The sequence below is a fragment of the Hymenobacter sp. genome (assembly GCF_031398885.1).
GTDB lineage: Bacteria > Bacteroidota > Bacteroidia > Cytophagales > Hymenobacteraceae > Hymenobacter.
Genome location: NZ_JANNOD010000005.1, coordinates 58,460 through 80,242, shown reverse-complemented (window position 1 = coordinate 80,242; position 21,783 = coordinate 58,460). Strand labels below are relative to the sequence as shown.

At 58.7% G+C, this 21,783-nt stretch carries 18 protein-coding genes; 15 read left to right on the top strand and 3 right to left on the bottom strand.

Annotated elements, in window-relative coordinates:
- Positions 1-66: 66 nt before the first annotated feature.
- A complete protein-coding gene (locus RMO51_RS00740; RefSeq protein ID WP_310391121.1) occupies positions 67-696 on the bottom strand; it encodes a C40 family peptidase in 630 nt (209 codons plus the stop codon).
- A gap of 44 nt (positions 697-740) precedes the next feature.
- Here RMO51_RS00740 and RMO51_RS00735 point away from each other — a divergent pair, with 44 nt between their 5' ends.
- Positions 741-2,159, top strand: a complete 1,419-nt coding sequence (locus tag RMO51_RS00735) for an FAD-linked oxidase C-terminal domain-containing protein (protein ID WP_310391119.1) — start codon at positions 741-743, stop codon at positions 2,157-2,159.
- 105 nt (positions 2,160-2,264) lie between these two features.
- Here RMO51_RS00735 and RMO51_RS00730 read toward each other — a convergent pair whose 3' ends face one another.
- Together RMO51_RS00730 and RMO51_RS00725 are read right to left on the bottom strand one after the other, a co-directional pair.
- Positions 2,265-3,911 carry an amidase gene (locus RMO51_RS00730; protein WP_310391117.1) on the bottom strand — a complete coding sequence of 549 codons (1,647 nt, stop codon included), beginning with the start codon at positions 3,909-3,911 and terminating at the stop codon, positions 2,265-2,267.
- A gap of 203 nt (positions 3,912-4,114) precedes the next feature.
- Positions 4,115-4,555 carry an acyl-CoA-binding protein gene (locus tag RMO51_RS00725; protein ID WP_310391115.1) on the bottom strand — a complete coding sequence of 147 codons (441 nt, stop codon included), beginning with the start codon at positions 4,553-4,555 and terminating at the stop codon, positions 4,115-4,117.
- Between the two features lie 202 nt (positions 4,556-4,757).
- Between RMO51_RS00725 and asnB the strand changes: the two genes are divergently transcribed.
- The 14 genes from asnB (at position 4,758) to RMO51_RS00655 (ending at position 21,767) form a co-directional block, all read left to right on the top strand.
- Entirely contained in the window at positions 4,758-6,662 is a 1,905-nt protein-coding gene (gene asnB, locus RMO51_RS00720; RefSeq protein WP_310391114.1) for an asparagine synthase (glutamine-hydrolyzing), read from the top strand.
- 2 nt (positions 6,663-6,664) lie between these two features.
- Positions 6,665-8,299 (top strand): glycosyltransferase family 39 protein, encoded by a 1,635-nt coding sequence (locus RMO51_RS00715; RefSeq protein ID WP_310391111.1) that lies wholly within the window; start codon positions 6,665-6,667, stop codon positions 8,297-8,299.
- Between the two features lie 158 nt (positions 8,300-8,457).
- Positions 8,458-9,804 (top strand): UDP-glucose/GDP-mannose dehydrogenase family protein, encoded by a 1,347-nt coding sequence (locus RMO51_RS00710; RefSeq protein ID WP_310391109.1) that lies wholly within the window; start codon positions 8,458-8,460, stop codon positions 9,802-9,804.
- A gap of 124 nt (positions 9,805-9,928) precedes the next feature.
- On the top strand, positions 9,929-10,876 hold the full coding sequence (locus RMO51_RS00705; RefSeq protein ID WP_310391108.1) for an SDR family oxidoreductase: 948 nt from the start codon (positions 9,929-9,931) through the stop codon (positions 10,874-10,876).
- 59 nt (positions 10,877-10,935) lie between these two features.
- Positions 10,936-11,358 (top strand): FdtA/QdtA family cupin domain-containing protein, encoded by a 423-nt coding sequence (locus tag RMO51_RS00700; protein WP_310391105.1) that lies wholly within the window; start codon positions 10,936-10,938, stop codon positions 11,356-11,358.
- A gap of 434 nt (positions 11,359-11,792) precedes the next feature.
- On the top strand, positions 11,793-12,725 hold the full coding sequence (locus RMO51_RS00695) for a glycosyltransferase family 2 protein (protein WP_310391104.1): 933 nt from the start codon (positions 11,793-11,795) through the stop codon (positions 12,723-12,725).
- Between the two features lie 415 nt (positions 12,726-13,140).
- The gene (gene gmd / locus RMO51_RS00690; RefSeq protein WP_310391102.1) at positions 13,141-14,253 is read left to right on the top strand and encodes a GDP-mannose 4,6-dehydratase; all 1,113 of its coding nucleotides are present in this window, start codon (positions 13,141-13,143) and stop codon (positions 14,251-14,253) included.
- A gap of 38 nt (positions 14,254-14,291) precedes the next feature.
- Positions 14,292-15,218 carry a GDP-L-fucose synthase gene (locus tag RMO51_RS00685; protein ID WP_310391101.1) on the top strand — a complete coding sequence of 309 codons (927 nt, stop codon included), beginning with the start codon at positions 14,292-14,294 and terminating at the stop codon, positions 15,216-15,218.
- Positions 15,219-15,830: 612 nt separating this feature from the next.
- Positions 15,831-16,727: an ABC transporter permease gene (locus RMO51_RS00680; protein WP_310391099.1), complete on the top strand. Its 897-nt coding sequence runs from the start codon at positions 15,831-15,833 to the stop codon at positions 16,725-16,727.
- A 57-nt stretch (positions 16,728-16,784) separates the two neighbouring features.
- On the top strand, positions 16,785-18,050 hold the full coding sequence (locus RMO51_RS00675; RefSeq protein WP_310391140.1) for an ABC transporter ATP-binding protein: 1,266 nt from the start codon (positions 16,785-16,787) through the stop codon (positions 18,048-18,050).
- Complete coding sequence (locus RMO51_RS00670; protein ID WP_310391098.1) at positions 18,043-18,663, top strand: DapH/DapD/GlmU-related protein; 621 nt, start codon at positions 18,043-18,045, stop codon at positions 18,661-18,663. The genes RMO51_RS00675 and RMO51_RS00670 overlap by 8 nt, the downstream gene beginning before the upstream one ends.
- A 15-nt stretch (positions 18,664-18,678) precedes the next feature.
- Positions 18,679-19,524, top strand: a complete 846-nt coding sequence (locus tag RMO51_RS00665; RefSeq protein WP_310391097.1) for an FkbM family methyltransferase — start codon at positions 18,679-18,681, stop codon at positions 19,522-19,524.
- 117 nt (positions 19,525-19,641) lie between these two features.
- Positions 19,642-20,730 (top strand): glycoside hydrolase family 99-like domain-containing protein, encoded by a 1,089-nt coding sequence (locus RMO51_RS00660; protein WP_310391096.1) that lies wholly within the window; start codon positions 19,642-19,644, stop codon positions 20,728-20,730.
- Positions 20,731-20,771: 41 nt separating this feature from the next.
- Entirely contained in the window at positions 20,772-21,767 is a 996-nt protein-coding gene (locus RMO51_RS00655; RefSeq protein WP_310391094.1) for a glycosyl transferase, read from the top strand.
- The last annotated feature ends 16 nt before the right edge of the window (positions 21,768-21,783 follow it).

Here is a 21,783-nt window from a genome sequence, read left to right as displayed (position 1 = left end):
GGATGGCATTACGGCAACTTTACCATTCGCAGCAAAGCCCGCCTTCCGCCACAGACCGGGCCAGCCTCACAGCCGGGGCCGGACGGCGCGGATGAAGCGGCTGAGGTAGTAGTCCGACTCCAGGCTGTTTTCGACCACGCCCAGCGAAGTGGAGGCGTGGATGAAGTCGATGCCCTCGGCGTCGGCCACCGTCACCAGGCCCACGTGGGTGATGGTGCGGCTGCCGGGTGCGGCGCCAAAAAAGACCAGGTCGCCGGGCTGCAGGTTGACGGTTTTCACGGGCTCGCCCCACACGGCCTGCTCGTTGGACGAGCGCGGGATGGTGACGCCGGCCTCGCCGAACGAGAGCTGCAGCAGCCCCGAGCAGTCGAGCCCCAGGCGGGTGGTGCCGCCGTAGAGGTAGGGGGTGCCCTGGTAGGAGCGGGCCGTCTCAATGACCGAAGCCAGGGTGCCGGTGGCGCTGCCCGCGCGGGCAGGGCGTCGGGTCACCACTTTGGTTTTGCCCCCGCGGGGCGTGGCGCCAATGGTTTTGGTTTTGCCGGCGGGGCGGGCGTAGCGGCCGCCTTTTTTCAGGCGCACCATTTCGCGGGCCGAGCGGTACCGGCCGTCGCGGTAATTGAGCTTGCGGCTGCAGCCGGCCAGCACCAGCAAGGCCAGCAGCAGGCCCGGTAGTATCTTCGTCGTCACCCTCGGCATTGGCCGCAAATATAGTTTGTGCGGCTTTCCCAATTTCTCCGCAGATGCATTTCAACGCCCTGACCCCCGAATTAATTGTCGCCTTCGAGGCCATTGTGGGCCCCGCGCACGTGCTCACGGCCCAGCGCGCCGAAGTGGCCGCCACCGCCGAGGCCTACGCCGACTACGGCCGCGACCACACCGAAGATTTGCACTTCGCACCCGACGTGGTGCTGCGCCCGGCCGACGCCGACGAAATTAGCCAAATCATGCGCTTGTGCCACGCGCACCGCATCCCCATCACGCCCCGCGGCGCCGGCACGGGCCTGAGCGGCGGGGCCCTGCCCATTCACCACGGCGTGGTGCTGCTCACCGAGCGGCTCAACAAAATCGTGCAGATTGACGAGCGCAACCTGCAGGCCACCGTGGAGCCGGGCGTGGTGAACGAGGCCTTCCAGAACGCGGTGAAGGCGGTGGGCCTATTTTACCCGCCCGACCCGGCCAGCAAGGGCAGTTGCTTTTTGGGCGGCAACCTGGCCCACAGCAGCGGCGGCCCCAAGGCCGTGAAGTACGGCACCACCCGCGACTACGTGCTGAACCTGCAAGTGGTGCTGCCCACCGGCGACATTATTTGGACGGCCGCTAACACCCTCAAAAACTCCACCGGCTACAACCTCACGCAGCTCATGGTGGGCTCGGAGGGCACGCTGGGCATCATCACGCAAGTGGTATTCCGGCTCTTGCCCTACCCGCAGCACAACGTGCTGATGCTGGTGCCTTTCCGGCAAGAAGCGCAGGCCGCCGAAGCCGTGTCGGCCGTGTTTCGGGCGGGCATTATTCCCTCCGGCATGGAGTTTATGGAGCGCATCGCCATGGAATGGTCGGCCCGCTACCTCGGCATCCCGCTCACCGTGCCGGATGACATTAGGGCCCACCTGCTCATCGAACTCGACGGCCAGGACTTGGACCAGCTTTACAAGGAAGCCGAGCAGGTGTACGCCGTGCTGGAAAGCTACGACGTGGGCGACATCCTGCTGGCCGACACCGCCGCCCAGAAAGACGAGCTGTGGCGCATCCGCCGCAACATTGGCAACGCCGTGAAAGCGGCCGTTTACAAGGAGGAAGACACCGTGGTGCCGCGCGCCGAGCTGGGCACGCTGCTGGCCGGCGTGAAGGAAATTGGCGCGCGCTACGGCTTCCAAAGCGTGTGCTACGGCCACGTGGGCGACGGCAACCTGCACGTCAACATCATCCGCGGGGAGCTGAGCGACGAAATGTGGAACGTGGGCCTGCGCGAGCCCATCAGCGAGATATTCCGGCTGTGCGTGAAGCTGGGCGGCACCATCTCGGGCGAGCACGGCATCGGCCTGGTGCAGAAAGGCTACATTGGCATTGCCGTGGGCGAGGTGAACCTGGAGCTGATGCGCGGCATCAAAAAAGTATTCGACCCGCACGGCATCCTGAACCCGGGGAAGATATTTTAGGCTGGCCCGCGTAACCTCACCCCCGGCCCCTCTCCCGCGGAGAGGGGAGCCTGACGTTGACCAATCCGGGCGCCCCTCGCCGCGGGAGAGGGGCCGGGGGTGAGGTTACTCTACCACCGTAGCCAAAAACTTGGGGGCTTCCCGCTTGTGCGTAGCTTGCTCGTAAGCGTAGCCCAGCGCCAGCAGCGGGCCTTCCTGATAGGCGGGGCCCACGAAGGACAGGCCCACCGGCAGCCCGCGCACCTGGCCCATGGGCACGGTGAGGTGCGGGTAGCCGGCCATGGCGGCGGGCGACGAAAAGTCGACGCCGGTCGAGTAGTCGCCGTTCACCCAGTCGATGCACCAGGCCGGGCCCGTGGTGATGCCCACAATGGCCGTGAGTTGGTTGTCGCGCAGCAGGCCGTCCAAAATTTTGCGCGACCCGGTCACCGTTTTCAGCGCGGCGGCCCGGTACTTGGCATTGGCTAGGCCGTCGGTGGCTTGGGCCCGAATCAGCGTTTCCTGCTGGAAGAAAGGCATGGCCTCGGCGGCGTGGGCGTTGTTGAAGGCAATAACCTCGGCCAGGTTTCGCACGGCCGCACCCGCGCCGGCGAGGTACTTGTTCACGCCGTCCTTGAATTCGTAGAGCAGCACGTCGAATTCGGCCTCGCCCAATGGGTTTATATCCTTCACCAGCTCCACTTCCACCACGGTCGCACCCTGGGCCTTAAGCACGGCTACCGCTTCTCGCAGCAGCTTGGCCACGGCCGGGGGCCCGTTCAGGTGAGCTTTTTCCACGCCCAGGCGCTGGCCCGCCAGCGCGGTAGCCTTGAGAAAGGTGGTGTAGTCGGTGGGCGTGGCGGCCGGGATGGGCAGCTTGGCGGGGTCGGCCGGGTCGGGGCCGGCCAGGACGCCTAGCAGCAGGGCCGCGTCGCGCACGGTGCGGGCCATGGGGCCAGCCGTGTCCTGGGTGCTGGAAATGGGAATGATGCCCGCCCGGCTGAGCAGGCCCACCGTGGGCTTGAGCCCGACCAGCCCGTTGCACGAGGCCGGCGAGACCACCGAGCCGTCGGTTTCGGTGCCAACGGCCACGGCGCACAGGTTGGCCGCCGCCGCCGCCGCGCCCGAGCCGGAGCTGGAGCCGCTGGTGCTGCGGTCGAGCGCGTAGGGGTTGCGGCTCTGGCGGCCGCGGCTGCTCCAGCCGCTCACCGAGTGAGAGGAGCGGAAATTGGCCCACTCGCTCAAGTTGGTTTTGCCGAGCAGCACGGCCCCCGCGGCCCGCAGCTTCTGCACGATGAAGGCGTCCTGCTTGGCCTTGTGCCCGGCCAGGGCCAGCGCCCCGGCGGTGGTCATCATCTGGTCGCCGCTGTCGATGTTGTCCTTAATCAGGACCGGAATGCCGTGCAGCGGGCCGCGCAGCTTGCCGGCCTTGCGCTCCTTGTCCAGGCCGTCGGCAATGGTCAGCGCGTCGGGGTTGGTTTCGATGACGGCGCGCAGCATCGGGCCCTGCTCGTTCAGGGCCTGGATGCGGGCCAGGTATTTTTCGCTCAGGCTGCGGGCCGTTTCGGTGCCTTTGGCCATGCGCGCCTGCAGGTCGGCCACGGTGGCTTCGTGCAGGGCGAAGGGCTCGGTCCCGGTGGCGCCTTCCGTTGCGGCCGCGCCACCGGCGGCGGTCGCGGGCTTGTCGGTGGTTGACTGGCAGGCCACGGCGGGCAGCAGGACGGTGGTAACCGCGGCCAGCGTGCCGCGATTCAGGAAAAGACGACGGTTCATAATAGGTGCAGAAACAGAGCCAACAAGAGCGAAGCAAGTGCTCCGCAGGGCAATGATACACCCCAAACAGCTGTTGCACAATTTGCTTGGGCAACTTGTGGTTCTGAGCTTTTACGGGTTGATGATTGGCCCAAAAAACAACGCCAGCCCGTGGGAGCCGGCGTCGTAAGTAAAAAGCCTGGAAAACGAAGCCGGGCCAGGCTTCAACTCGGCGATGACTGCTGGCCTTTCAGCTTGTCTTCGCCCCCGTAGGGCGTGCCGGCCGTGATGTCGCCGCGCAGCCCGCCGTGGCCGTGGGTGGTGGGGGCGCCCGTTTGGGCATCGGTCGGCACTTCGCCAGCCTCACCGCCCGTGCCCGCGCTGCCGGTAATTTCGGCGGTGCGGGCCACGTAGCGCCGCTTGGCTTCCTCCGCGGGCACGCCCTTAAACTGGTTCCAGGAGTCCCACTGGGCCTGCGAAAGGCCGGCGGGGCCGCTGGCCTGGTCGGCGGCGTCGGGGTCCACCTCGTTGGGCTTCATGTTCACGTCGCCCTCGGTGGCTTGCTTGTAGAGGCCGTAAAGCTCGGTCATGTGCGCGCCGGCCACGTCGGCGGGCAGGTTGTTGACTTGCTGGGCGGCGGCTTGAAATTGTTCGTTGATGTTCATGGGCGGAAGGGAAAAAGGAGGGGAAAAAGGCGAAGCGCCGCCGAGGCCCGGGCCGGTGAGGCAACGGCTCAAGAATCAATTGACCGGACCGGCCGGAAATCCGTAAAGGCGGCAGCTTCCGCCGGGTTCATTGCTGCGAAAGCCACTTGCAATACCTCAGGACGGGCGTTTGGGTTGCGGGGTCTTACTTTTGCGGGCTATTATGTGCGGAATTACCGGAGTATTTGCTTTTACCGAAACGGGCCGGCAGTCGCTGGCCAACCTGCAGGCGTCCACCGACGCCATCGTACGCCGCGGCCCCGACTCGCAGGGGCACTTCGTGTACGACCAGTGCGGGCTGGGCTTCCGGCGGCTGGCCATCCTCGACCTGTCGGCCGACGGCAACCAGCCGATGACCGACGCGGCCGGCCGCTACACCATCGTCTTCAACGGCGAAATCTTCAACTTCCGCGAGCTGCGCGAAAAGCTCACGCAGCGCGGCTGCCAGTTCCGTTCGCAGACCGACACGGAGGTTATTCTGCAGCTCTACATCACCGAAGGCCGGGGCTTTCTCAAGAAGCTGAACGGCTTTTTTGGCCTGGCCATCTACGACAAGGAAGAGAATTCCCTCTTCATTGCCCGCGACCGGTTCGGGGTGAAGCCGCTGCTCGTGTACCGCGACGAAGACCGGATGCTTTTCGCCTCGGAGATGAAGTCGATGATGGCCCTGGGCGTGCCGCGCAAGATTGACTTCGTGGCCCTGAGCCAGTACTTGCAGTTGAACTACATTCCCGGCCCGGCCAGCATTTTCAGGGGCGTGAAAAAGGTGCTGCCCGGCCACTACCTCTACCTCAAGGACGGCAAGGTGGTGGGCAAGGCCTGGTACAAAATTCCCTACGACCCCAAGAAAGTAGCCAAGAACAAGCTCAGCTACGAGCAGCAGCAGCGCAAGCTGGTGGGGCTGCTGGACGGCGCCGTGCAGCGCCGCCTCGTGGCCGACGTGCCGCTGGGCTGCTTCCTGAGCGGCGGTATCGATTCCAGCGTGATTGCCGCGCTGGCCGCCCGCCACACCCCCCACCTGAGCACGTTCAGCATCGGCTTCCGCGACGAGCCCTACTTCGACGAAACGAAGTACGCCAACCTGGTGGCGGCCCGCCACCAGACCAACCACACGGTGTTCTCGCTGACCAACGACGACCTCTACGAGCACATCCACGACATGCTGGCCTACCTCGACGAGCCGTTTGCCGACTCCTCGGCCCTGGCCGTGTACATCCTCAGCCAGCGCACCCGCCAGAAAGTAACTGTGGCCCTGAGCGGCGACGGGGCCGACGAGATGTTCGGCGGCTACAACAAGCACATGGGCGAGTTCCAGGTGCGGGCCGGCGGCTTCAAGGCCGAAGCCGTGACGGGCCTGGGCTTTTTGTGGGACATCCTGCCCAAGTCGCGCAACAGCGCTTTTGGCAACCGCGTGCGGCAGCTCCAGCGCTTCTCGCGCGGCATGTTGGCCGGCGTCAAGGACCGGTACTGGGACTGGGCCAGCTTCGCCTCGGCCGCGGACGCCCGCGCCCTGCTCAGCGCCGCCAGCCGCCGCCAGGTGGGCAAGAAGCTCGCCGCCAAGCGCCGCAAGGACATCCTGGAGCACCTGCACGCCAACGGCGACCTCAACGAAGTGCTGCTCACCGACATGAACCTGGTGTTGCCCTACGACATGCTCGCCAAGGTGGACCTGATGAGCATGGCCAACTCGCTGGAAGTGCGCACCCCGTTTCTGGACTACAAAGTCGTGGACTTCGCCTTTTCCATTCCCGTGAGCAGCAAGGTCGACGCCACCATGAAAAAGCGCATCGTGCAGGACGCCTTCCGCGCCGAGCTGCCGGCCGAGCTCTACGACCGGCCCAAGCACGGCTTCGAAGTACCCTTGCTCAAGTGGATGCGCGGCGAGTTGCGCCCGCTGATTGAGGACGACCTGCTGCGCGACGACTTCATCGAAAGCCAGGGCATTTTCGACGTCGCGGCCGTCCGGGCGCTCAAGGCTCAGCTCTTCTCGCGCAGCCCCGGCGACGTGCACGCCCGCATCTGGGCTCTCATCGTGTTCCAGACCTGGTGGAAGCAATACATGGCTTGAAAATGAATGAAGAATTAAGAATGAAGAATGAGGAGTTCGCGGCTGCTCCGGCCTCGGCAAAGCTTACCCATTCCTCATTCCTCATTCCTCATTCTTCATCGATAATGTGGCTGGCAGTGGTTGGCCTGACGGGACTGAGGCTGAGCCTGGTGGGCAAGGGCGCCCTGGCTTTCGTGGATGAGCAGCGCTACGTTACGGCCATGCTGGGCTTGCGGGCGCTGGGCGAGGGCCACGGGCGGGAGTTTCTGCAAGCCATTAACTCCATGGGCGCCCGGCCCGGCGACGGGCTCTGGCGGGTTATCCCCGGCCTGGGCCAGGCGGTGCTGCTGCTGGCTTTCCGGCTCAATCCCAACGCGCCGCCTTCGCTGCAAGTACCGCAGGTGTTCAACGTGCTCATCCTGAGCCTGAGCGCGGTGCTGCTGTACAAGATTTACCGCCAGTTCTTCAGCCTCGGTTTCGCGTTGGTGGGCGTGGCGCTGTATTCCAGCCTGGTGAACACCAACGTATATTTGCGGCACCTGCTGCCCTACGACCACGCCCTGTTTTTCTTTCTGCTGGCGCTGTGGCTGCTGCTGACAGCGCCTGAGGCGACGGCCACGCGCCGGCAGTGGGTCGTTGGGGGGCTCTCCGGGTTCAGCTACGCCGTGTACCCGGGCTATTTCATGGGCCCGGCGGTGCTTTTGGCGCTGGGGGTGCTGCTGGCCGTGGCACCAAAGCTTGGGGCCGGCCACCGACTTAAGCAGGTCCGTATTGGCCCCGTAGTGGCCCAGCTGGCAGGGAGTGTCACCGTATTGGTGTCGCTTGAGTTACTGGCCCGCTTCTCGGACACCTCCTACCTGGCCAGCAGCCGCTACATTGCCACCACGGTCACCCAGGGCAGCTTCACGGAAGGATTCAGCTTTGTCAGTACCTACTTCTGGCAGGTCGAAGGCTGGGCAGGAGGGAGCCTGCTGGTGCTGGGTGGGGCGGGCCTGGGGTTAAGCATTCGTGAATTTTTGCGCGGGCCCGCACCAAGCAGTTCCGGCCCAACCAAGCCCGTGGTGCTGACCGGGCTTTTGGTTCTGGGGTTCGTCGCCTGGCTGGGCTACGCCGGGCTGGTGCAGGGAGCGCACCAGTTCGTGTTTTACGGCCGCATCCTGCATTTCTTCGCTCCGTTCATCGTCCTGGGCGCCGTTGCAGCCCTGCAGAACATAGCCCGCCGCTGGCCGCCCGGCAAGCCCTGGCTGCTGGCCGGGGGCGGAGCGGTGGCCCTGTGGCATTTCGGAACGTTCGTCACCGCATACCGGGCCGTGGCCTACCCCTGCGACGTGGTCTACGCCCGGGGCATTCACGACGCCCGCCAGATAATCAGCAACCAAACAACGGGCTGTGATAACCAGCTTGTGACTTACAGGGTGTTCGGGCCGCGTATTCGTGGGCAGCGCACCACCGCCGAGCCCAGGTATCGGCTGGTGAATTTCGCTTACCTCTACCCCCTGAGCTGCTACCGGGCAGCCGGAACGAAGGGTAGCGAGGTCGTAGCCTCCGTTCCGTATTTCATGAAGTACGCGCCGTATCAATTCGAAGGCCACGACGCGGTGCAGCGTATGCGGCTGCGGGATAATCCATACGAGTTTCAAATTCTCCGCGCCAAGTAAACCAGCGGGTTGCCGGCCGGGTCGGGCAGCTCACCCGAAGGCGGCGATACAAACAGGGAGGCCGTATTCGGGAGCCGCACCGGTCGAGTATCGGTCAAGTGCGGCTGAAAAGACTAATTTTGTCCCCGAAACAATAATCTCTGTGGTTAGCGCGCCTTATGAAAGTAGCAGTAGTGGGTACCGGCTATGTCGGTTTAGTTACGGGGACGTGCTTCGCCGAAGTAGGCATTGATGTGACGTGCGTCGACATCGACCAGAAAAAGATTGACAACCTGCACCAAGGCATCTTGCCCATTTACGAGCCCGGCCTGGAGGAAATGGTGGGCCGCAACGCGGAAAAAGGGCGCTTGCATTTTTCCACCAACCTGGCCGATGCCATCAAGGACTGCGACGTGGCGTTCATTGCCGTGGGCACGCCGCCCGGCGAAGACGGCTCGGCCGACCTGAAGTACGTGCTGGCGGTGGCCCGCGGCATCGGCGAGCACATGAGCAGCTACGGCGTCATTGTGACGAAGAGCACCGTGCCCGTGGGCACGGCGGCCAAGGTGCGCGCCGAAATCGAGCAGGCCCTTGCCCGGCGCGGGGCCGACATCGAATTCGACGTGGCTTCCAACCCCGAGTTTTTGAAGGAAGGCGCCGCCATTGACGACTTTCTCAAACCCGACCGCATCGTGGTGGGCGTGGCTTCGGCGCGGGCCGAGGACGTGATGAGCCGGCTCTACAAGCCGTTTCTGCTCAACGGCCACCCGATTATCTTCATGGATATTCCGTCGGCCGAGATGACCAAGTATGCGGCCAATTCCATGCTGGCTACCAAAATCAGCTTCATGAACGACGTGGCCAACCTGTGCGAAATCATGGGCGCCGACGTGAACATGGTGCGCCGCGGCATCGGCTCCGACGCCCGCATCGGCACCAAGTTCATTTACCCCGGCATCGGCTACGGCGGCTCCTGCTTTCCCAAGGACGTGAAGGCGCTGATTAAAACCGCCCAGGAAAACGGCTACGACATGCAGGTGCTCCGGGCCGTGGAAGGCGTGAACGAGCAGCAGAAATCGGTGCTCTTCGACAAGGTGAACCGGCACTTCGGCGGCGAGTTGCGCGGCCTGAAAATGGCCGTGTGGGGCCTGTCCTTCAAGCCGAAAACCGACGACATGCGCGAAGCGCCGTCGCTGGTCATCATTGAAAAGCTATTGGCCGCCGGCTGCACCGTGACGGCCTACGACCCCGTGGCCATGCCGGAAGCCCGTCATTCGCTCGGCGAGAGCGTGACCTACGCCAAGGACGAATTTGCCGCCCTCATTGACGCCGATGCCCTGCTGGTGGTGACGGAATGGCCCGAGTTTCGGGCGCCCAACTTCGACGTGGTGGCGCGCCTGATGAAGCAGAAGGTGATTTTTGACGGCCGCAACATCTACGAAGCTGCCGAATTGAAAGAACTGGGCTTTGCTTACCATTGCATTGGCGTGAAAACCGAGCACAAGGAGCCGGCCTTGAAGGCCTAAGTCTTTTTAAATAGGACGTCATGCTGAGCTTGCCGAAGCATCTCGCATGGTGAAGTGCACTAACTAATCAAGTACCCCACGCGAGATGCTTCGGCAAGCTCAGCATGACGTTCAATAGCGACTTATGTCCGAAGAAAAGAAACGCGTCCTCATTACCGGCGGGGCCGGATTTTTGGGTTCCCACCTCTGCGACCGGTTCCTGGCCGAAGGCTACCACGTCATCGCCATGGACAACCTGATTACCGGGTCGCTCCAGAACATTGAGCACTTGTTCGGCCAGCAGGATTTTGAGTTTCACCACGCCGACGTGAGCAAGTTCGTGTTCGTGCCGGGCAAGCTCGATTACATCCTGCACTTCGCCTCGCCCGCTTCGCCGATTGACTACCTCAAAATTCCGATTCAAACCCTGAAAGTAGGTTCGCTGGGCACCCACAACCTGCTGGGCCTGGCCCGGGTGAAAGGCGCCCGGATGCTGATTGCCAGCACCTCGGAAGTGTACGGCGACCCCGAAATTCACCCGCAAGTAGAGGAATACTACGGCAACGTGAACCCCGTGGGCCCCCGCGGCTGCTACGACGAGGCCAAGCGCTTCCAGGAAGCCATCACCATGGCCTACCACAACCACCACGGCCTGGAGACGCGCATCATTCGCATCTTCAACACCTACGGTCCCCGCATGCGCCTCGATGACGGCCGCGTGCTGCCCGCTTTCCTCTCGCAGGCCCTGCGGGGCGAAAACCTGACCGTGTTTGGCGACGGCTCCCAGACCCGCTCGTTCTGCTACGTCGACGACCTGGTGGAGGGCATCTACCGCTTGCTCCTTTCCGATTACCACCTGCCCGTTAACATCGGCAACCCTTCGGAAATCACCATCAAGGAGTTCGGCGAAGAAATTGCCCGCCTCACCGGGGTCGAGTTCAAGCCCACCTACCAGGCCTTGCCGGAAAACGACCCCATGAAGCGCCGCCCTGACATCACCAAAGCCCAGGAAATACTGGGCTGGGAACCCAAAGTGGACCGCGCCGAAGGCCTGCGCCGCACGCTGGAGTATTTCAAGGAGCACGTGAAATAATTCGGTGAGCAGTTAATAATTCGATTTATAGCAATTTTAACTGCTCACCAGCAATCCGAATGGCCGATTACCCTGCGCCGTATCTGGTTGAATTCCCACGGCTGGGCGCGCCGGAAATTGGTTACATATCGGTCGGTGAAAATGGCCAGGACCCGCTGCCTTTTGTTGTGCAGCGGGTTTTCTGGACGTATTACACTCCGGAAAGTATTGTGCGCGGCCGCCACGCCCACCAGCGAACCGAGCAGGTGCTCATCGCCGCTGCTGGTCGCATTACCGTTACCACGGAGCTAGCCAACGGTGACATTCAGCTCTTCCGGCTCGAAGACCCGTACGTGGGGCTTTACGTGCCGCCCTGTGCCTGGCACACCATGCAGTATTCACACACGGCGGTGCAATTGGTGCTGGCTTCGCAGCCGTACGACGAAGCGGATTACATTCGCGACCACAACCAATTCCGGCAACTATGGCTGGCTCGGAGCTGATACCCGCCAACGACGAATCGAACCCCGACTCGCTGAAAAGCCGGGCGGCTTTGCCGTATCACTTTCTGCCCGGATTTTTAACCGCGCCGCAGCAAGAACGATTTGGGACGGGCGCGGCCTGCCGTTTCGGCAGCAGGCCCCACGCCCGGGTGCTGCCCAGGACGGCGTGCGACGGTCAGTGCTGCCCCACCTAAAGCAGGTTTACATGGTGGCGTCCCCCACTGGCCAGCAGATTCTCCGTCGCCGAAGAGCTGACGGCTATTTGCCTGGGCTTGCCCACCGTGGCCGGGCATGACGCGAGCACGTGCGGCAGTTGTGCCGCGTATTCTTTAGTAGCCAGTTGTTCGTTTCTTGTTGCTCGTTTGCCGGCAGATGCGAATAACATAGAACAACCTGCTGTCAGGTGAGCCACAAGAAACTAGCAATATTTCGCTATGCCCAAGCTTTCCGTTATTATTCCCTGCTATTTTAATGAGGACAATATTCCGGTGACGACCAACGAACTGGTCGCGAACGAAGCAAACTTTCCCGCCGAAGTCACCTTTGAGTACGTGTTCGTGAACGACGGCTCGGGCGATGACACGCTGGGCGCCCTGCAGCGGGCGCAGACCCAACACCCCGGCCGCATCCGCATCGTTGATTTGGCCGGTAACGTGGGCTCCTACAACGCCATCGTGGCCGGCATTGCCCATGCTACCGGCGACTGCCTGGCCGTCATCACGGCCGACCTGCAGGACCCCCCGGAGTTGATGGCCCAGATGTACGGCCACTGGCAGCAGGGCTTCAAGCTGGTCATCGGCAACCGCCACGACCGGGAGGAAACGGGGCTTTCGGAATCGATGGCTAAAGTGTTTCATTGGCTGATGAAGCACCTGGCCCTGCGCAACATTCCCGACGGCGGCTTCGACTTCGTGTTCTTTGACCGCCAGGTAGCCACCGAGGTGCTGAAGCTGCACGAGCGCAACTCCAACGTTTTTTACCTCATGGTGTGGCTGGGCTTCGCCTACGTCAACATTCCGTACACCCGCCGCAAGCGTCGGATTGGGAAGTCGCGCTGGACGCTGGGCAAGAAAGTCAAGCTGCTGGCCGACTCCCTGCTGTCTTTTTCCTTCGTGCCCATCCGCGCCATCTCGGTGCTCGGCCTTGGCCTGGGGGCCGCGGCTCTGCTCTACGGCCTGTACGTCATTGCCCTCAAAATAGCCCGCCCCGACGAGCCCGCGGGGTGGACCACCCTGATGGTGGTGCTCCTGTTCGTTTCCGCCTTCCAGATGATAGCGCTGGGTGTAATCGGCGAATACGTGTGGCGCGGGCTCGACGCCGCCCGCCAGCGGCCCTTGTACGTAGTGAATAACGTTTACGAGGCGTAAGCCGCCAGTCGAAAAATTTATATTTGTAAAATAATAAATATAACATATTTTTGATGTGGTTAGCATGCTCAAGCTCCTCAAAATCGTAGAAAGTTGGCCACCTTTGCGGGCCGATTAAAATCTATCCCGGTAAATTGAGCGGCCCCGTATCCTGTCCTCCGCCTGTCAACGTCGCTCGCTTGCCTCAGCCGGTGGTCGCGTCACGATTAGCTTGATACCCCCAGTTATTTTGCCAATGCCTTAGAACCTATCCGAAAAATAAATTGAACGTCATGCTGAGCTTGCCGCAACGGGAAAGATGCTTCGACAAGCGGACGCCAGATGAGCCTGATGTGCTTTTTTTATCGTGCTTAATTTTTTCGGATAGGCACTCAATACGCTGTTTTTCCCGCTTCACTACGCTTAGTTGTATTCTATGAAACGTGCCCTTGTTACCGGAGTCACCGGCCAGGACGGAGCCTACCTCGTTGAGCTGCTGCTCAGCAAAGGCTACGAAGTACACGGCATCAAGCGCCGCTCGTCGCTCATCAACACCGAGCGCATCGACGCGTTGTACCAGGACCCGCACGAGGAGCACGTGCGCCTCACGCTGCACTACGGCGACCTCACCGATTCCACCAACCTCATCCGCATCGTGCAGCAGGTGCAGCCCGACGAGATTTACAACCTCGGAGCCATGTCGCACGTCAAGGTGTCGTTTGATACGCCCGAGTACACGGCCGACGTAGACGGTCTGGGCACGCTGCGGCTGCTGGAAGCCGTGCGCATTCTGGGCCTGGCGCACAAAACCCGCATCTACCAGGCCAGTACCTCCGAACTGTACGGCCTGGTGCAGCAGGTGCCGCAGTCCGAAGCCACGCCGTTTTATCCCCGCTCGCCTTACGCCGTGGCTAAGCTCTACGGCTACTGGATTACGGTGAACTACCGCGAAGCCTACGGCATGTACGCCTGCAACGGCATTCTTTTCAACCACGAAAGTCCCCTGCGCGGCGAAACCTTCGTGACGCGCAAAATCACCCGGGCGGCGGCCCGCATTGCGCTGGGGCTGCAGGAGAAGCTCTATCTGGGCAACCTGGACGCCAAGCGCGACTGGGGTCACGCCAAGGACTACGTGCAGGCCATGTGGCTGATGCTGCAGCAGGACACGCCCGAAGACTACGTTATTGCCACCGGCGTGACCACCACCGTGCGCGAGTTCGTGCGCCTGGCGTTTGCCGAGCTGGGCATTGAAGTGGCGTTCAGCGGCGCGGGCGCGGCCGAAATCGGTCAGGTAGCAGCCTGCCACCACCCCGAGATGCAACTGCCGGTGGGCAGCACGCTGGTTCAAATCGACGAGCGCTACTTCCGTCCCACTGAGGTGGAGCTGCTCATCGGCGACCCGGCCAAGGCCAAGCGCCAGCTCGGCTGGGAGCCCAGCTACGACCTGCGGGCCCTGGTGCAGGAAATGGTGCGGGCCGACCTCCAACTTTTCCGCCGCGACGCCTACCTGCAGGCCGGCGGTCACCCCATTCTGCACGCGTACGAGTAGGGCTCCGGGCCCGGCCGCGCATTATATTTTCTTTACCAATGCAGCCAGACGCTAAGATATACGTGGCCGGCCACCGGGGCATGGTGGGCGGGGCTCTGGTTCGCCGCCTCGGGCGAGCCGGCTATCACAACCTCGTGGTGCGCACCTCGCAGGAATTGGACCTGCGCGACCAGGCCGCCGTGGCCCGCTTCTTCGCCCAGGAGCGCCCCGACTATGTGCTGCTGGCCGCCGCCAAGGTGGGCGGTATCGTGGCCAACAACACCTACCGGGCCGACTTTTTGTACGACAACCTGTTGATTCAGAACAACGTCATCGGGCAGAGCCACCTGCACGATGTGCAGAAGCTGTTGTTTCTGGGCTCCTCGTGCATCTACCCCAAGCTGGCCCCGCAGCCAATTAAGGAAGACTACCTGCTCACGGGCCCGCTCGAAACCACCAACGAGCCCTACGCCATTGCCAAAATCGCGGGCCTGAAACTGTGTGAGGCCTTCCGGGCCCAGTACGGCCGCCACTACATCAGCGCCATGCCCACCAACCTCTACGGGCCCGGCGACAACTACGACCTGCAAAATTCGCACGTGCTTCCGGCGCTGCTGCGCAAGTTCCACGAGGCGCGGGAGCAGGGGCGGCCCGAGGTCGAAATATGGGGCACCGGTGCGCCCTACCGCGAGTTCCTGCACGTCGACGACCTGGCCGATGCCTGCCTGCACCTGCTGCTGCACTACGACGGGGCCGCCCCCGTCAACATCGGGACGGGCGTGGACCTGTCCATCCGCGAGCTGGCCAATCTGGTGCGCGACATCACGGGCTATGCCGGCAATATCGTCTTCGACCCCACCAAGCCCGACGGCACCCCCCGCAAGCTGCTTGATGTGAGCCGCCTGCGCGACCTGGGCTGGCAGGCTTCCATTGGCCTGCGCGAGGGCATCACGGCCGTGTACAACGACGTATTTGTAGCGGCGTAAGGGTCGTGCTGCTGGGGACAACAGGCATTCTTTGAACAGGTTGCGCCGTTTTCAGGACCGCGCACACGGCACGGCCAAGGAACCCCCACGGGAATCCGGGAACCGCTGTGACTTACGGGCCATTCCGTGCTCGGGTGAGCAGGGTGAATGAATAGGTGCTGTTACGCACTTGGCGGAGCCCCGCGCCAAGTGCGTAGCAGCAGTGAATAGTACGCCCGCTAGAGCGGTTTCACCAACCGTGTACTGGACCGGCCGGGCTAACCTCACCCCCGGCCCCTCTCCCGAGGAGAGGGTAGCCGGACGAACGGGGACGCCGTTCGTGAAACCGCTCTAACTACGGCTGTTCTAGGGTCAAGACACAAGTTTCTCGGCTCCCCTCTCCTCGGGAGAGGGGCCGGGGGTGAGGTTGCGCCGGCCGGTCCAGTGCACGGTCTGTGAAACCGCTCTAAGCTGAACGTTGGCGCAAATCTGCCCGAATGGTAACGCCTGACTCTGTGCCGTAGCTGCGCTGCCCCTTCGTTTTGGTTACCTTTGCGGTGCCAGCTGGTTGGCCAGTGGCCAGATGCTGCGGCTTGCCGGCCGCTTTTTTACCCTGCTGTTCCCTTGTTGTCTGTGCAAACTGCTGAAGCATTACCCGCTGCCCCGTCGGTTTCGCCGAGTGCGCCACCCAACGAGGAGTGGTCGGAAATAATCGAGCCGCGCACCCGATTGCTCGACCTGGGCCTGCGCGACGTGTGGCGCTACCGCGACCTGGTGCTGCTGTTCGTGCGGCGCGATTTCGTCTCGACCTACAAGCAGACGGTGCTGGGACCCATCTGGTTTTTCATCCAGCCGCTGCTCACCACCATCACCTACATGGTGGTGTTCGGCGGCATCGCCAACCTCTCCACCGACGGGCTGCCCCAGTTGCCCTTCTACCTGGCCGGCGTCACCATCTGGAACTACTTCGCCCAGACTCTGACCACGGTTTCCACGGTGTTCACGGCCAACGCTGCCATTTTTGGAAAGGTGTACTTTCCGCGCCTCACCATGCCGTTGTCTATCGTGGTGTCCAACCTTATTCGCTTCGGTATTCAGTTCGCGCTGTTTTTGGCCGTGTGGGCATATTACCTGGCGACGGACAACCGGTTGCATCCCAATCTGTTCATCCTGCTCACGCCCGTGCTATTGGTACTGATGGGGTTGCTGGGCCTGGGCCTGGGCATGTTCTTCAGCGCCATGACCACCAAGTACCGCGACCTGGCCATGCTGCTCACTTTCGGCGTACAACTGCTGATGTACGCCACGCCGGTCATCTACCCGTTGTCGCAGCTGCCCCTGAAATACAAGGTGTTCGTGCTGGCCAACCCACTTAGCTCCGTGGTCGAAACCTTCCGGTACGCTTTTCTCGGCTCCGGCACGTTTAGCTGGCTGGCCCTGGGCTACAGCGCGGCGTTCACGCTGGCCGCGCTGCTGGTGGGCACGGTGGTCTTTAACAAAGTAGAAAAGAGTTTCACCGATACCGTGTAGCTGCGGCCCCGGCGACTGATGCCCCGGATGCCCGCCCTGAGACTTGAGCGCAAAAGCATGAGTAACGTTGCAATAAAAGTTGAGAACCTGGGCAAGCAGTATCGCTTGGGCGAAATCGGTACCGGTACCCTCAGCCACGACCTCAACCGCGCCTGGGCCCGCCTGCGCGGCAAGGAAGACCCATTTGCCAAGATTGGCGAAACCAACGACCGCACCACCAAAGGCACCAGTGACTTCGTGTGGTCGTTGAAGGACGTGAGTTTTGAGGTAAAGCAGGGCGAGGTGCTCGGCATCATTGGCCGCAACGGTGCCGGTAAGTCCACGCTGCTCAAAATCCTGTCGAAGGTGACGGCCCCGACTACCGGTAGCGTGAAGGTCCGCGGCCGCATTGCCTCCCTGCTCGAAGTGGGCACCGGCTTCCACCCGGAATTGACGGGCCGCGAGAACATCTTTCTCAACGGCGCCATCCTGGGCATGACCAAGACTGAAATCCGTAGCAAATTTGATGAAATTGTCGATTTCTCCGGTGTAGAGCGCTACATTGACACTCCGGTAAAACGTTACAGCAGCGGCATGTACGTGCGCCTTGCCTTTGCCGTAGCGGCCTTTCTAGAGCCCGAGATTCTAATTGTGGATGAAGTGTTGGCGGTGGGCGACGCCGAGTTTCAGAAAAAGTGCTTGGGCCGTATGAAGGACGTGAGTGTGAATGATGGGCGCACGGTGCTTTTCGTGAGCCATCACTTGCCCTCAATCAGAAACTTGTGTCGGACGGGGCTGCTGCTAGAAAGTGGCGGTGTTAAAGCATTTAATGCCGTAGGGATTGTGCTCGAGAAGTATCAACATTCGAATGAATCTAATCCCGACGGTAATAGAGTTGAGTTACCAACCTCTTCGCCTGCATATTTCACGAAATGGTCTTTGCAGAAGGCTGCGGATTCAAATCTGAATGATTATTCGGTGTACTCCAAAGAAGATACAGTATTTCAACTGACTTTATATTGTGAACACGCAATCGATAAGATTGAGCTTGGTTTTATCTTGCGTGACCTCGACGGCAGTATAATTGTCGGAGTTAACAGCAGAGACAGCGGCAGAGATTATTTGTCATTTACTGAAGGTACACATTCTGTTTTGATAGGGATGAATCTGCCATTAAAACCAAATTTGTACGAGTTGGACCTTGCAATTGCCGTTAACGGTTCATTAGTAGATCATTGGGTTAGCGATACTAAAATTCGCGTGCTCAGTCCTTATGACTCTGTTCTTGATGAAAAATGGACAGGCTTAGTCAATATTAACTTTAGCCTGGAAGCCAATGATTAACTACTTAAAACAAAAGATTAATCAATTTTTTTTCAATAGAATAGAAGCGTACTCAAATCAAAGATTCTCGCAAAAAAATAAATGGGGCGTAAAAATTCCTGATAATTCATCGTTTGGATTGCCACTTGATATTTCAGGGGGCAACAACATATCAATTGGCAATTTTTCATCGATAGGAAAGTACGCTTGGTTGGGAGCATATACGGAATATTTGCATGTTGAATTTAACCCCAAAATTATAGTAGGAGACAATGTTAAAATAGGAAATTATGCCTGTATTGTTAGTGTCAAATCAATTAAAATAGATGATAATGTTTTGATAAGCGAATATTTTTATGTGTCTGACCACTCACACGGTTGTGATGTAAATACGGACGTTCGTCCGGCTCTGCAACCTTTGAAAATAAAAGAAAATGGTGTGTATATAGGAAAAAATACTTTCATTGGTTACATGGTGACCGTACTTCCTGGCGTTAGCATCGGAAAAAATTGTGTTGTAGGAAGCCATTCTGTAGTTACTAAATCATTTCCTGATTTCAGCATGATTGCAGGCGCACCTGCTAAACTCATCAAAAAATACGATTTTACAAAAAACGACTGGGTTTCAGTTTAGCATCACATTTGTCATATGAGCAAGATGAAGACAGCACTGCACAAGCAGACAGTTGCAAGATACAAGTATATCAAGTACCTCAAAAGTACAGGTATTACTTTTTCAGAGTACTGTGATTACTTCTATTCAAATAAGAATACTGGTAATGATGTTACAGAATCACTGCTTTATGACAAGTTAATCAAGCGCAACAATACATTTTGGTTTGTGCAGAATGTCGAAGAGATATTCGTCGATGAGGTTTATAAGTTTGTAAGCAATTCAGATGCGCCATACATAATCGACTGCGGGGTAAATATTGGGCTGAGCCTGATTTATTTTAAAAAAAACCATCCCAAAGCCAAGATATTGGGATTTGAGCCAGATGCTAATGTGTATAACACTTGCCTCAATAATTTAAAATCATTCGGTTTTGAAGATATCGAAGTCGAAAATGCGGCAGTTTGGAAGGAGGATGGCGCCATTAACTTTTTGCCGGATAACAGTCTTGGCGGTAAGATAGTGGATAGTGCTGATGCTGGCGTAACAAGACGTGTCAATAAAATCGACGCTGTGCGTCTTAACACATACCTCAATCAAAAAATAGATTTTTTAAAAATTGATATTGAGGGTTCTGAGTTGGAAGTAATGCGCGATTGCAAAAATAATTTGCATCATGTAGAGAATTTATTTGTTGAATACCACAGTCCATGGGAGAAACCGCAGGAATTGGCAGAGTTGCTGACGATTATGCGTGAAGCAGGATTTAGGTATTATATTGAATCAGCTTGGAATAATATGTCACACCCTTTCGTGGAGCATATATCTCGCTCAGGCCCAGGATACGACTTGCAGTTAAATATTTTTGCTTATCGTCATTAGTGCGATAAGTGAAGAATAATAAATAATAATTTAAAACACAGAGATATTTCCGACTAGACTGCAATACAATTTGGCTTTGTAGTCACAAATTAGAACGAATATTGTAGTAAATTACATATGGCTAATTCTTTGCGTGCGCTTGCAATGTACTTGCCCCAATTTCATCCAACGCCTGAAAACGATGAATGGTGGGGGATGGGATTTACGGAATGGACCAATGTTGCCAAGGCTCGCTCTCGGTTTCCTGGCCACAATCAACCGCATTTGCCGGCCGACTTGGGTTTCTATGATTTGCGGGTGCCTGAAACCCGGGAGTTGCAGGCCGAAATGGCAAAGCAATATGGCATCCATGGGTTTATGTACTATCACTACTGGTTCAATGGCCGCCGTATTCTTGAGCGCCCTTTTGAGGAAGTACTGAAATCGGGTGCACCGAATTTTCCGTTCTGTTTGTGCTGGGCCAATGAGAATTGGACGCGCCGTTGGGATGGTTCGGAACAACAAGTGCTGCTGAAACAGGAATACAGCGATGAAGATGACCGTATCCATATTCGTTCGCTAGCCCCGGCTTTCTCCGACCCACGCTACATCCGGGTTGATGGTAAGCCGGTATTTATTGTGTACCGCACCAATGTGTTGCCCGATGCGCAGCGCACAGTAGCAACATGGCGTGAAGAAGCCATTCGGCTGGGAATTGGCGAGCTTTACCTGATGCGAGTAAACGGATGGGGACCGCACCCTAACCCCCACGAGTTGGGATTTGATGCCGCAGTGGATTTCCAACCTGATTGGTGTAAGTTGCCCGGCCGGGAATTCGGGAGTTTAAAAACCCGGGGACTGAATAGGTTGGGAATGAAACCTTCTCCGTATCTCCAGGATGAAATACGAGATTACGGCGATGTTGTGGCGGCCATGATAAGCCGAGCGAAGCCAGATTATAAATTATTTCCGGGAGTGACGCCAGATTGGGACAATAGCGCAAGACGTAAGAAAAATGCCATTATTATGACTAATTCCACTCCTGATAAATACGAAGGGTGGCTTCGTCATGTAGCGCAATCGTTCACTGCCTACTCGCCAGACGAAAACTTTATCTTTATTAATGCCTGGAACGAATGGGCGGAGGGAAATCACCTGGAACCATGCCAACGTTGGGGGCGCCAATACCTAGAAGCAACTCACCGGGTGCTAAAAGATTATCTGTAAATATGCTTGGTCTGCGAATAAAAATTTAATATTTCTTGCTTATGAAAGTAGCCTTCACTTTGTGCTCGACTAATTATTTGGCTGCTGCTCAGGTACTGGTAGAAACTTTTAAGCAATTTCACCCGGAATTTGAGGTGTTTATCGGATTGGTCGACAAAAAAAACGATTCAGTCGACTACTCCATCTTTGGCGCTCCCATTTTGCTGGCGGAGGATATTCCGATGCCGAATATTGATGACATGAGCAAAAGATTCAACATTGTTGAATTGAATACGACGGTTAAGCCCTTCTTTTTCAAGTATTTTTTCTTCACGCTGAAGGCCGAGCAGGTCATTTACCTCGACCCTGATATTCAGATTTTTGCCTCATTAAGTGAGGTGCTTCGTGGTCTGAGTCAGGCCATGATTACGCTCACGCCTCACATGCTGTCGCCGGTCGACGATGAGTTTTCGCCCAACGACCGGCACATCCTGCCCACCGGCATTTTTAATTTAGGGTTCGTGGGGCTGGCCCGGCACCCGCAACTGGCTTTTTTTCTTGACTGGTGGGCCGACCGCTGCGTGAAGTATGGCTACCGGCGCGACCAGGAGGGCCTCTTTTACGACCAGATTTGGATAAATTACGTCCCGGTTTTTTTCGAGTCTTACTACATCATCCGCGACCTGGGCTACAATGTAGCCAACTGGAATCTGCACGAACGAATGTTGTCGCGCGACGGCGGCGGTACTTGGTGGGTAAACGCGGACACTGAGCTGGCGTTTTTTCATTTCAGCCACTATGACATCCACAAGCCAGATACTATTTCTTCCTATAATCGCCGGTTTTCGTTTGCGAACCGGCCCGATTTGGCGCCTTTGTTCGCGGCCTACCGCAACCGGGTGCTCAGCAACGACGGAGTGCGGCTTAGGGCCCTGGTGCCTTATTACAAAGAGGTGAACAACCTGGTGAAGGCCCAGCGGGAGCGAGAGCACTACACCTTCAAGCGCAAGCTTATTAACAAGGTGGTGGGCCTGTTGGAGCGGGGGCTGCCGGGGTGAGTATTTCCAATAGCAC